The 12,464-nt window shown below is 72.8% G+C and carries 8 protein-coding genes and 1 tRNA gene; 1 reads left to right on the forward strand and 8 read right to left on the reverse strand.

What is annotated here, in order from left to right; all coding sequences use genetic code 11:
- Window positions 1–235 precede the first annotated feature (235 nt).
- The 7 genes from rho to ACFVXJ_RS19460 all read right to left on the reverse strand — a co-directional run bounded on the left by rho (window position 236) and on the right by ACFVXJ_RS19460 (window position 9,582).
- Entirely contained in the window at window positions 236–2,353 is a 2,118-nt protein-coding gene (gene rho / locus ACFVXJ_RS19430) for a transcription termination factor Rho (protein ID WP_389663103.1), read from the reverse strand.
- A gap of 441 nt (window positions 2,354–2,794) precedes the next feature.
- Entirely contained in the window at window positions 2,795–3,721 is a 927-nt protein-coding gene (gene thrB / locus ACFVXJ_RS19435) for a homoserine kinase (protein WP_389663105.1), read from the reverse strand.
- A 354-nt stretch (window positions 3,722–4,075) separates the two neighbouring features.
- Window positions 4,076–5,146 (reverse strand): threonine synthase, encoded by a 1,071-nt coding sequence (gene thrC, locus ACFVXJ_RS19440; protein WP_389663107.1) that lies wholly within the window; start codon window positions 5,144–5,146, stop codon window positions 4,076–4,078.
- 6 nt (window positions 5,147–5,152) lie between these two features.
- Window positions 5,153–6,445: a homoserine dehydrogenase gene (locus tag ACFVXJ_RS19445; protein ID WP_389663108.1), complete on the reverse strand. Its 1,293-nt coding sequence runs from the start codon at window positions 6,443–6,445 to the stop codon at window positions 5,153–5,155.
- Between the two features lie 157 nt (window positions 6,446–6,602).
- Window positions 6,603–7,994, reverse strand: a complete 1,392-nt coding sequence (gene lysA / locus ACFVXJ_RS19450; protein ID WP_389663109.1) for a diaminopimelate decarboxylase — start codon at window positions 7,992–7,994, stop codon at window positions 6,603–6,605.
- 19 nt (window positions 7,995–8,013) lie between these two features.
- Window positions 8,014–9,006: an ArgS-related anticodon-binding protein NrtL gene (gene nrtL / locus ACFVXJ_RS19455; protein WP_389663110.1), complete on the reverse strand. Its 993-nt coding sequence runs from the start codon at window positions 9,004–9,006 to the stop codon at window positions 8,014–8,016.
- Window positions 9,007–9,087: 81 nt separating this feature from the next.
- Window positions 9,088–9,582 carry a PleD family two-component system response regulator gene (locus ACFVXJ_RS19460; RefSeq protein ID WP_389663261.1) on the reverse strand — a complete coding sequence of 165 codons (495 nt, stop codon included), beginning with the start codon at window positions 9,580–9,582 and terminating at the stop codon, window positions 9,088–9,090.
- Between the two features lie 82 nt (window positions 9,583–9,664).
- On the opposite strand from ACFVXJ_RS19460, the gene ACFVXJ_RS19465 reads away from it, so the two are divergent.
- A tRNA-Arg gene (locus ACFVXJ_RS19465) sits at window positions 9,665–9,736 on the forward strand.
- A 284-nt stretch (window positions 9,737–10,020) separates the two neighbouring features.
- On the opposite strand, the gene ACFVXJ_RS19470 is transcribed toward ACFVXJ_RS19465, so the two are convergent.
- Window positions 10,021–12,414: a helicase-associated domain-containing protein gene (locus tag ACFVXJ_RS19470; RefSeq protein ID WP_389663112.1), complete on the reverse strand. Its 2,394-nt coding sequence runs from the start codon at window positions 12,412–12,414 to the stop codon at window positions 10,021–10,023.
- Between the last annotated feature and the right edge of the window lie 50 nt (window positions 12,415–12,464).

The following is a 12,464-nucleotide window of genomic DNA, read 5'->3' on the forward strand; positions in this document are numbered from 1 at the left end:
GCGGGGCTCGTACCGGGCCGACCGGTCGGCCGGCAATGGCCCTGACCGGCTGTGACGTCACGGCTACCACCCGTACCGGAACCCGGACGAAAGCGGCGCTGTGGGGCCCCGCCGACCGGGCGTCGGTGTGGCGAAGGTCGCAGGGAGAAGGAGCGGCGGTACGGACGAAAAGGGACCGCCCCCCTCGCGACTGCGAGGGGGGCGGTCCCGTCGGACGGTCCGGCTACGACGACGGTCAGTCGTCGTTCTTGCCCGCCGGGGTCGTCTTGGCGATCTGCATCAGGAACTCGGCGTTCGACTTCGTCTGCTTCATCTTGTCGAGCAGCAGCTCGATCGCCTGCTGCGAGTCGAGCGCGTGCAGCACCCGGCGCAGCTTCCAGACGATGGCGAGCTCCTCCGCGTTGAGGAGGATCTCCTCCTTGCGGGTGCCCGACGGGTCGACGTCGACGGCCGGGAAGATGCGCTTGTCGGCGAGCTTGCGGTCGAGCTTGAGCTCCATGTTGCCGGTGCCCTTGAACTCCTCGAAGATCACCTCGTCCATGCGCGAGCCGGTGTCGACCAGCGCGGTGGCCAGGATGGTCAGCGAGCCGCCGTCCTCGATGTTGCGCGCGGCACCGAAGAAGCGCTTCGGCGGGTACAGCGCGGTCGAGTCGACACCACCGGACAGGATGCGGCCGGAGGCGGGGGCGGCGAGGTTGTACGCGCGGCCCAGGCGGGTGATGGAGTCCAGCAGGACGACCACGTCGTGACCCAGCTCGACGAGACGCTTGGCGCGCTCGATGGCCAGCTCGGCGACGGTGGTGTGGTCCTCGGCCGGACGGTCGAAGGTCGAGGAGATGACCTCGCCCTTGACCGACCGCTGCATGTCGGTGACCTCTTCCGGACGCTCGTCGACCAGGACGACCATCAGGTGGCACTCGGGGTTGTTGGTGGTGATCGCGTTGGCGATCGCCTGCATGATCATGGTCTTGCCGGTCTTCGGCGGGGCCACGATCAGACCGCGCTGGCCCTTGCCGATCGGCGACACGAGGTCGATGATGCGGGTGGTCAGCACCCCCGGGTCGGTCTCCAGACGGAGCCGGTCCTGCGGGTACAGCGGGGTCAGCTTCTGGAACTCCGGGCGGCCGCGACCCGATTCGGGCGCCATGCCGTTCACCGAGTCCAGGCGCACGAGGGCGTTGAACTTCTCGCGGCGCTCGCCGTCCTTGGGCTGGCGCACGGCACCGGTGGTGTGGTCGCCCTTGCGCAGCCCCGCCTTGCGGACCTGGGCGAGGGAGACGTACACGTCGTTCGGGCCGGGCAGGTAGCCGGAGGTCCGGATGAACGCGTAGTTGTCGAGGATGTCGAGGATGCCCGCGACGGGGATCAGGACGTCGTCGTCGGCGACCTGCGGCTCGCTCGGCGCGAACTCGTCGCGGCCACGACGGCCACGGCGGTCGCGGTAGCGGCCACGACGGCCGCGCCGGCCGTCCTCGGAGTCGAAGTCGTCCTGCGGGCCGTTGTCCTGACGGTCCTGCCGACCCTGCTGGCCCTGGTTCTGGCCCTGGCCGCGGCCGCCCTGCTGCTGACGGTCACCGCGGTCCTGACGGCTGCCGCCCTGACCACCCTGACTCTGACCGCCCTGGGCCTGACCGCTGCCCTGCGCCTGGCCGCCCTGGCCCGGCTCGTCGGCCTTGGCACCGCGGTCGCGACGGTCGCGCCGACCGTCGCCGCGCTCGCCGCGGTCGCGGTCACGGCGGTCCCGGCGGCCACGGCCCTCGCCGGCCTCCTGGAGCTGCGTCTGACCCTGGCCCTGGCCCTGTGCGGAGACGGCGGTCGCGGCCTCCACCTTGACGTCGGTCTGCGTCGCGGGGGCGGTCTCGGTCTTCTGCTCGACCTGGACGGCGACCGGGGCCGCGGACTCCGGGCTGCCGGTGGGCGCGGTGGCCCGACGGCGGCGGCGCTCGCCGACCGGGGCGTCGTCGCTGGCCGGCTGGCCGGGGATCTCGATCTGGGCCTGCGTGGCAGGCTTCTCGGCGGGCGCCTCGGCGACCTCACCCGTACGGGCCTTGCTGGTGGCGCGGCGCTTCGGCTTGGCCTCGGCGGTGTCCGCGACGGAGGCGGCGGCCTTGGGGGCGCTTCCGCCCGCCTGCGCCTCCTTGATGACCTCGATCAGCTGGCTCTTGCGCATCCGCGCGGTGCCCCTGATACCGAGGCCCGACGCGACCTGCTGGAGCTCGGCGAGGACCATGCCGTCAAGGCCGGTGCCGGAGCGGCGACGCCGTCCGGCAGGTGCCGCGGCGGCGCCCGCGGCGGGGGCACTGGTGTCGACGTTGGTGTCGGCAGCGCCCATCAGATCGGTGGTGTCGCTCACGAAGGGTCCTTCCCTGGAGCGGACGTCGGCCTGTCTGGCTCGGCGACCGGTTGTGCTGTCCGGCGACAGTCTGTGACCCGATGGGGCATGGACTGCAGCCGGGGCGGTGGTCCGCCGGTAGAGATACGGCGGAAAGAAAACGTGCGTGCTGGTTACGGCGAGAAGCCCCCGAGCTGGAAGCGTGGGAATGTCACGCCGATTCCGGAGCGTGCTCGAAACTGCCGGCAACGATCAGAGCAGTCGGGGAGGCTCCCGGAAGAAAGGTGGTCCCGAATCGGGACACTGAGCACCGAGCCATGGCGGCTTCGGATGCGCACTCGAGATTAACACTACCGGATCCAACAGACATTCCCCCTCTCAATCACCGGCAATCACGCCCTTCCGCGCGGTCGGCCTGCCCAGCCGCCGCACCGGCCCCCTGGCCGGCCGGGCCCCTGCGGCCTAGCCGCCCTGGGGGCCCAGCGGAAGAACGCTCGCGCCCGGGACGTCGAGGGCCAGCCGGTTGGCCGCCCACCCCTCGCCCGCGAGCCGCGCGACCTTGTCGGCCGCACCGTTGTCGACCAGCGCCAGGACCGTGGGGCCCGCGCCGGAGATGACCGCGGGGATGCCGTCCGCCCGCAGTCGGGCCACGAGAGCCACGCTCTCGGGCATCGCCGGGGACCTGTACTCCTGGTGGAGCCGGTCCTCGGTGGCGGGCAGCAGCAACTCGGGACGCCTGGTCAGGGCTTCGACGAGCAGGGCCGCGCGACCCGCGTTGACGGCCGCGTCCACATGCGGGACGGTGCGCGGCAGCAGGCCGCGGGCCGTCTCGGTGAGGACCGGCTTGGAAGGCACGAAGACCACCGGAACGATGGAATCGGCGGGGTCCATCCGGATCGCCTTGGCGCTGCCGCCGTCCATCCAGGCGAGGGTGAAGCCGCCGAGCAGGCAGGCGGCGACGTTGTCGGGGTGGCCCTCGATCTCGGTGGCGAGTTCCAGCAGCGCCGCGTCGTCGAGCTTGGCCTCCGCGCCTATGGTCACGGCGCGGGCGGCGACGATGCCGGCGCAGATCGCGGCGGAGGACGAGCCGAGTCCGCGCCCGTGCGGGATGCGGTTGGCGCAGACGACCTCCAGGCCGCGCGGCTGGCCGCCCAGCAGGTCGAAGGCGGTGCGCATGGAGCGTACGAGGAGGTGGCTCTCGTCGCGCGGGAGGTTGTCGGCGCCCTCACCGGCGATGTCGATGTTCAGGCCGGAGTCGGCGACCCGGACGACCACGTCGTCGTAGAGCCCCAGGGCCAGGCCGAGGGCATCGAAGCCGGGGCCGAGGTTGGCACTGCTGGCGGGGACGCGCACTCGTACGGCGGCGGCGCGGAACGCTGGACCTGCCATCGGTCGATGACACTCCTTGTGACTGTGCGAGATCTGGTGCTTGGCGGGATCTTCGCTGCGAATGTACTGGAGAACGTACGACACCCGAAGGCCCTTGGGGCAGCACCGCGTCATATGCGCGGTGGCGGATGTAAGTACAGCCTATCGAAGGAAGGTTCTCTCGCGACATAGGGCGCACAGGAGGCGCACGATGCGTGTCGCGTTCTTCCGTCCGAGTTGCCGGATTCCGGGACTTTCCGGAATCCGGCGACACGGCGTGGGCCCGCGCGGGGCGGGCCCGGGTGGCCGACCCGCCCGGGTCGGACCCGACCGGCTCGGATCAGCCGGGGCGGACCGGGCGGGGTGGGACCGGGGTCAGACCAGGCCGAGCCGGACGGCCGCGGCCTCGGCGTCCACCGGAACGGTGACCGGCTGCGGGGCGCCGGCGACCGCCCAGTCGGGGTCCTTGAGACCGTTGCCGGTGACCGTGCACACGATCTTCTGGCCGGGATCGACCAGTCCGGCCTCGGCCGCCTTGAGCAGACCGGCCACCGACGCGGCGGAGGCGGGCTCCACGAAGACGCCCTCCTGCGCCGCCAACAGCCGGTAGGCGGCCAGGATCTGGCGGTCCGTCACCTCGTCGATGAAGCCGCCGGACTCGTCGCGCGCGGCGAGGGCGTACTCCCAGGAGGCCGGGTTGCCGATGCGGATCGCCGTCGCGATGGTGTGCGGCTCCTTGACGATCTCGCCGCGCACGATCGGCGCGGAACCGGAAGCCTGGAAACCCCACACGCGGGGCGTACGGGAGGCCAGGCCGTCGGCCTTGTACTCCTTGAAGCCCTTCCAGTACGCGGTGATGTTGCCCGCGTTGCCGACCGGCAGGACGTGGATGTCGGGGGCGTCGCCCAGCGCGTCGACGATCTCGAACGCGGCCGTCTTCTGCCCCTCGATACGGACCGGGTTGACGGAATTGACCAGCGCCACCGGGTAGTTGTCGGACAGCGCGCGGGCCAGGTCCAGGCAGTCGTCGAAGTTGCCGTCCACCTGGAGGATCTTGGCGCCGTGCACCAGGGCCTGACCCATCTTGCCGAGCGCGATCTTGCCGCGGGGCACGAGGACGGCCGAGACCATCCCGGCACGCACCGCGTACGCGGCGGCGGAGGCCGAGGTGTTGCCGGTGGAGGCGCAGATGACCGCCTTGGCGCCCTCCTCCTTGGCCTTGGTGATCGCCATCGTCATGCCGCGGTCCTTGAAGGACCCGGTGGGGTTGGCGCCCTCGACCTTCAGGTGCACCTCACAGCCCGTGCGCTCGGAGAGCACCTGGGCCGGGACGAGGGGAGTGCCACCCTCGCGGAGCGTGACCACCGGCGTCGCGTCCGTCACCGGCAGGCGGTCCCGGTACTCCTCGATGATGCCGCGCCACTGGTGGGTGCGATTGCTGCTCATGGGTCCTTACTCCCCTTCAACACGCATGATGCTGGCCACACCGCGCACGGTGTCCAGCTTCCGCAGCGCCTCGACGGTCCCGGAGAGGGCGGCGTCGGGGGCCCGGTGAGTGACGACGACGAGGGACGCCTCGCCGTCCTTTCCCTGCTGGCGGACGGTATCGATGGACACCCCGTGCTCCGCGAAGGTCGTCGCGACCTGGGCGAGGACGCCCGGCTTGTCCGCCACATCGAGGCTGATGTGGTAGCGCGTGACGACGTCCCCCATGGGGCTGACCGGCAGCTGGGTGTACGCCGACTCGCCGGGCCCCGTTGCCTCGGCGAGCTTGTTGCGGCAGACGGCGACGAGGTCGCCGAGGACCGCGGAGGCGGTCGGCGAGCCGCCCGCGCCCGGGCCGTAGAACATGAGCCGCCCGGCGGCCTCCGCCTCGACGAAGACGGCGTTGTACGCCTCGCGGACCGACGCCAGCGGGTGGCTGAGCGGGATCATCGCCGGGTGCACGCGGGCGGTCACCGACCGGCCGTCCGCGGCCCGCTCCAGGATCGCGAGGAGCTTGATGGTGCAGCCCATGCGCTTGGCGGAGGCGAAGTCGGCGGCGCTGACCTCGGTCATGCCCTCGCGGTAGACGTCGTCGAGGTGGACCCGGGTGTGGAAGGCGATGCCGGCCAGGATCGCGGCCTTGGCGGCGGCGTCGTACCCCTCGACATCGGCGGTCGGGTCGGCCTCGGCGTACCCGAGGGCGGTGGCCTCGTCGAGCGCCTCCTGGTAGCCGGCGCCCGTCGAGTCCATCTTGTCGAGGATGAAGTTGGTGGTGCCGTTGACGATGCCCATGACCCGGTTGATCTTGTCGCCCGCGAGGGACTCGCGCATCGGGCGGACCAGCGGGATCGCGCCGGCGACGGCGGCCTCGTAGTACAGGTCGAGCCCGGCCTCCTCGGCCGCCGCGTGCAGTGCGGCGCCGTCCTGGGCGAGCAGCGCCTTGTTCGCGGAGACGACGGAGATGCCGTGCCGGAAAGCGGTGGTGATCAGGCCGCGGGCCGGCTCGATGCCGCCGATGACCTCGATCGCGATGTCGATGTCGCCGCGTTTGAGGAGGGCGGTCGCATCGGTGGTGATCAGCGCCGGGTCGATGCCCTCGCGCACCTTGGCGGGGCGGCGCACGGCGACGCCGGCGAGTTCGACGGGCGCGCCGATCCTGGCCGTCAGGTCTTCGGCGTGCGTCGTCATGATGCGCGCCACCTCTGAGCCGACCACACCACAGCCCAGCAGCGCCACCTTCAGCGGACGCGTACGCATCATTCGACCTACGCCTTTCGATCTTTCATCGCCACCCGGCACACGGTTTTGCGTGCCAGGTCTGACCAGTCTCACGCAATGGACAGTAGTTTCCATCCTCGGTCCATTGAGTGAGACGTCCATTTTGGGGGTCCTGGGGCCTACCCCAGAAATACCGGCATCATCCGAGGTCCAGACGCAGGAGATCTTCCTCCGTCTCGCGCCGGACGATCACGCGCGCCTGTCCGTCGCGCACGGCGACGACGGGCGGCCGGAGGGCGTGGTTGTAGTTGCTGGCCATGGAGCGGCAGTAGGCGCCGGTGGCCGGGACGGCGAGGAGGTCGCCGGGGGCCAGGTCGGCCGGCAGGAAGGCGTCCTTGACCACGATGTCGCCGCTCTCACAGTGCTTGCCGACGACGCGCACCAGCATCGGCTCGGCGTCGGAGACGCGGGAGACGAGCGTGACCGCGTACTCGGCGTCGTAGAGGGCGGTGCGGATGTTGTCCGACATGCCGCCGTCGACGCTGACGTACGTCCGCAGCCCCTCCAGCGGCTTGATGGTGCCGACCTCGTAGAGGGTGAAGGCGGTCGGGCCGACGATCGCCCGGCCGGGCTCGACCGAGATCCGGGGGGCCCGCAGACCCGCCGCCTCGCACTCGCGCGCGACGATCTCGTGCAGGGCCTTGGCGATCTCGTGCGGCTCGCGGGGGTCGTCGGCGGAGGTGTAGGCGATGCCGAGGCCGCCGCCGAGGTCGATCTCGGGCAGTTCCACGCCGTGTTCGTCACGGACGGCGGCGAGCAGCCGCACGACGCGCTTGGCGGACACCTCGAATCCGGCCATGTCGAAGATCTGCGAACCGATGTGGGAGTGGACGCCGAGCAGCTCCAGCGAGTCGTGGCCCAGCGCCCTGCGGACGGCCTCGGCGGCGGACCCGTCGGCCACCGCGATGCCGAACTTCTGGTCCTCGTGCGCGGTGGCGATGAACTCGTGGGTGTGCGCTTCGACGCCGACGGTGACGCGGATCTGCACGGGCTGGCGCACGCCCAGGCCGGCGGCGATGTGCGCGACGCGGGCGATCTCCTGGAAGGAGTCGAGCACGATGCGACCCACACCGGCCTCGACGGCCCGGGTGATCTCGGCGACGGACTTGTTGTTGCCGTGGAACGCGATCCGCTCGGCGGGCATCCCGGCGGCGAGCGCGGTGGCCAGCTCGCCCCCGGAGCACACGTCGAGGTTGAGTCCCTCTTCCCGCAGCCACTTCACGACGGCCTTGGAGAGGAACGCCTTGCCCGCGTAGAACACGTCGGCGTCGGCCCCGAAGGCGTGCGCCCAGGCCCGGCAGCGCTCCCGGAAGTCCTCTTCGTCCATGAAGTAGGCGGGCGTCCCGAACTCTGCCGCCAGCTTGGTCACTTCGATCCCGCCGACGGTCACGACGCCGTCGGCGTCGCGGGTGACGGTGCGCGACCACACCTTCTCGTCGAGGACGTTGAGGTCGGCGGGCGGCGGCGCGTAGTGGCCCTCGGGCAGGACATCGGCGTGGCGGGGCCCGGCGGGGTGCGCGGAACGGCTCATCGGAATCTCTCTTCGCAGGTCACAGGCGTTCGGGGGCGGCGATGCCGAGCTGGGACAGGCCGCCGGCCAGCACCGTCCCGGCGGCTTCGGCGAGGGCCAGCCGGGCGCGGTGGGCGGCCGAGGGTTTCTCGTCTCCCTTGGGGAGCACGTCGTACTGGAAGTCGAGCAGCGCGTCGGCCAGCCGGACGAGCTGCCGGGCGAGGCGCTCGGGCGCGCGGTGGTGCGCGGCGGCTTCGAGGGCGAGGGGGTGGTCGGCGAGGGCGCGCAGGAGCGCGTCGGCGGCCGGGGTGTGTTCCGTATCCCCCGGCTCGTCCCCCGCCTCGGGGCGGAAACCGAGGTGGGCGGCGTTCCGCAGCAGGGCTCGGGCGCGGGCGCGGGCGTACCGCACGCGGAAGAACTCGTTGGACTCGTCCTGGACGAGGAGTCGACCGGAGAAGGAGGGGGTCTCGTGCGGCGGGACGGCGAGCATGGCCCACCGGGCGGCGTCGGCGCCGTAGTCGGCGAAGACGTCCCCTTCCTTCTTGGGCACGGGGGCGATCCGCGGCCCGCGGGTGTCGGGGTCGAGGTCGGGGTTGAGGCCGAGGTCGCCGCCGAGCCGCAGAACGGCGTCACGCACGACCTCGGCTCGGGTTCGGGCGCCTACGACGCCGGGGGCGACCTCCGGCGAGACTCCGTACCGGAGCCCGCGCTCGCGCACATCCCGTACCAGCGCTTCGGCGGACGGCCGTCCCATGACGAAGTTCAGGAACCCGGAGCCGGTGACCTCGACCCGGTCGATCCCGGGCGCCCCGGCGAGCCGGCGGGCGAGCACGCGCGCGACGTCCCCGGGGGGCCGTCCGGCGCTCTTGGCGAGGGGGAAGGCGACGGCGGTGGCGTACTCCCCCACCCCGCCGGGCCGCGTCCGGTCCACGACCACCCGCTGCGGCAGCTCCACCCCGGCGGGCAGCTCCCCGTCCCCGACGGCGCCACGCACGGCGTGCGCGACGGTACGGGAGAGGTCGGCGGGGGTCACGGGACCCAGCCTAGGGGAGAACCCCGGACGTCATGCCGAGGGTTTCGCCATGTGAACAGCGCCTGAGCAGCGTGGTCGGTGTCACCCCCTGCCGGTCCCGGCGGGAGCCCCTTCCCGCTCACGCCGGTCCCGCCGCTCGACCAGCCGCCGTACGACCCGGACCAGCTCGGCCGGCTCGAAGGGCTTGGCGAGGAACGCGTCGACCCCGACGGTGATCCCGGCCTCCATCTCGTGCTGCGTACAGGCACTGACCATGGCGAGCGGCACGTGTCGCGTCCGCGGATCGGCCCGCAGCCGGGCGGCGGTCCCGAACCCGTCCAGCCGGGGCATGACCACATCAAGGGTGATGACGTCGGGACACACGTGATGGACGACGTCCAGACACTCGGCACCATCGTTCGCGGTCACGACCTCGAAGCCCTCCAGCTCGAGATTGACCTTGATCAGCTGCCGGATGACCTTGTTGTCGTCGACAACAAGCACCCGGCGCGAGGCGCCTGGCACAACTCGAGAGTAGGTCCGCCTAAGCCTCCGCGTCCGGGTTTTCCCCACTTCCACCCCCTCCGGGCGACCCACCCCTCCCCACCCCCGCAAACCGTTTCTGATCACCGCCCGCGAGCTGGTAGTGTTCAACCCGTCGCCGCAACGCGAACGACACGCCCCCGTAGCTCAGGGGATAGAGCAACGGCCTCCGGAGCCGTGTGCGCAGGTTCGAATCCTGCCGGGGGCACTTCGCAGGAAGTGCCCAAAGACCCCGCCATCAGCGGCAACGCTGAGACGGGGTCTTCGCGTATGCCCAGCTGTGTGCCGGGCTGCTGGGTGTCCGTCAGGGGGACGACCTTGGAAGTGGGGCCATCGCAGCAGCCGTCCGGTCCGGCGTGGCGTTGTCCTGCCTGCAGCACTGCCGCTCGGGCCCGGCCGGCTGCCGCAGCCCGAACGTGACCGCCAAGAGCGGCCCGGGACGCCGATAGCGCACCGGCCGGAGAGGTGTGAGGTCCGCTGCAGCGGGACGCCTTAAGCGGGGAGGTGGGCCGTTGGGGGGAGGGGTGGGACGAGGGACGGGGCGCGGGGGGATGGGGGGCGGGTGAGGAGGGGGGTGCCCGTGGCGGATTCCTGGGTGGGGGCGTAGCCGGCCGCGCGGAGGGTGGCGAGGGTTTCCTCGGGCGGGGCCGTGGAGGTCAGGACGGTCGGGGCGATGCGGCGCAGGCCCAGCTTGGACAGGCCGCGGGCGTGGACCACCTCGGCGAGCAGGCCCGTGTCCTCGGAGCGGACGCAGCAGCCGGAGCGGACGACCTTGAGCCGGCCGTGGGTGCGGGCGGCGTCCTTGATCGTGTACGCGAGTGGTTGTGGGAGCGGGGTGCCGCCCTCGCTCGCGGCGGTGAGGCGGTCGAGGAGTTCGTCGGCGCTCCAACCGGCGTCCAGGGCCCGCCGGATGGAGCCGGCGGTGATCCGCCAGACCACCGCGTGGCCCTCGGACTCGATGTCGCCGACGGTGGACAGGAGGTCGGAGAGGGCGGGCGCGGGCGCGCCGGTCACGGTGGCGGTCTGGTCGCTCTGGAAGCGGGCGGTGGTGCTGGGCTCGGGCAGGGCCGCGTACAGGGCCTCGCGCAGCTCGGTCACCGCGCGGGCCAGTTCGGGGCGTGCGGTGAGGTCCGCGCCCAGGCCGTCGGAGCCGCGGGCGGCGGGGTCGGCGCCCGCGCCGGGGACGGCGGGGTAGTGGCGGGCGCCGCCCGCCTCCAACACCCGGCACAGGGCCCGGCCGACGGGGGTCAGCGCACCGTGCGAGACGACGCCGAGCAGCGTCGCCTCCGCCAGGGTGGCCACCAGTCGCTCGGGCAGGTCGTCGTCGGTTTCCGCGTGGTTGTCCAGGGGCGGGACGAACCACTCCGCCAGGTTGAGGAGTTCGGCGTGCCCCCGCCTGGCCGGGTCCCGGCCGCAGCCGTCCGGCAGGGTGGCGAGGGCCCGGAGCACTCCGGTCCGCAGCCGCACGGCGGACTCGTCCTGCGCGTTGATCAGCGCGACCGGGGTCTCCTCCGGGTCCGGCCAGTAGCTCAGGAGGGCCGGGATCACGGCCCACGTGGCCAGCAGCGGCAGGAGCTTGCCGGCGGCCGGGGCGGCGGCCCAGGCGTCGTAGCGGTCGCTGGGCAGGAGCCGGACCCCGGGCCGCGGGGCGGCGGAGGTCTTGGCGCGGCGGCCGGGCGCGGCGGGGGCCGACTCCCGGTGCGGGGCGGCGAGGCCGGCGTTGACGGCGAGGTCGAGCCACAGCCGGGTCTGGGCCTCGTCCGCCCCGGCCGCCTTGGCCAGCCGACGGGTGTCGCGTACGGCGATGCCCCCGGCCTTGCGGATCGCGACCGGCTCGGCGGCGAGCGCCCGCAGGACGAGTCCGGCCCGCCAGGCGGCGGAGGCCGCGGCGGCTCCTGCCTCCGCCGCCCGCCCCGGGGCCGGCCGTGCGGTGACGGTGAGCGGTTCGGGCTCCAGCCGGGGGTCGGGTACGGAGCCCTCCCCGCGCAGCGCGCGGGCGACCTCGTACGGCAGCTCCACCAGGTCGTGCCCGACGGGGATCAGCAGCCCGCGCGCGGCCAACCAGTCGGTGTCCGGGTCCCCGCTGCCGCTCGCCCGGAAGACGTACTTGGTGTCGGGGCCCGCGTACTGCGACCCGTACCGGCTGACGAAGCAGTGCGTGCGCAGCAGCGGCGGGCCGGGCACCAGGGCGTCCAGCATGTCCCGCGCCCCGGCCGGGGCCCCGGCCACCAGGGCCCGTACCCGGTCCGGGTCGCCGAGGAGGGCGGTGATCATTTCCTGGGCCCGGTCACGGGTGCGGTTCGCGGCTTCCCCGCCGAAGAGGTCGGCGGCGATCCGCTTGATCTCGGGGGCGTTGTAGGCGGCGGTCAACAGGTGCGCGACGGGGCGGCCGTAGCCGTCGAAGTCGGTGGCCCGGACGTGCAGCAGCGGGGGCAGCGCCAGCCGGCCGGTGGGGGCGGGCAGCAGCAGTGCGCGCTCCCGCAGCCGGGCGAGGGCGCGTTCCGCGCGCTGTCGCTCCTCCCCCGGTTCGAACCAGGCCAGGACGTCCCGCTCGGCCACCATCCGGTCCGCGGGCTCCACGCGGATGACGGGTCGGTGCTGCTGCCAGGGGTACCGGACGGCGCCCTCGGCCTCCTCGGTGGCGGGGCCGTACCGCTCCAGGGCGAGGGCGGCGACCGAGCCCAGCAGATCCAGCTCCCCGCGGTCGCACGCCAGGAGACCCCGGCCCACGGACGGATCGGAGAGCAGGTGGTCCGCGAGGGCGGGGAGGGTGTCGATCGGACGGGGCCCGGCGGCGCGCGGCAGGTCCCGCTCTTCCAGCAGGGTGGTCAACCGCCGGTCGTCGAGGGTGCCGAGCCAGGTGGCGAGAGCGGTACGTGCCTTCACACGATCAGCCTAGGGCGGATCCGCTGCTCTTTGGGGTGAATCCGGAGCCG

The organism is Streptomyces sp. NPDC058279 (genome assembly GCF_042881255.1).
In the GTDB taxonomy this organism is placed as follows: Bacteria; Actinomycetota; Actinomycetes; order Streptomycetales; family Streptomycetaceae; genus Streptomyces.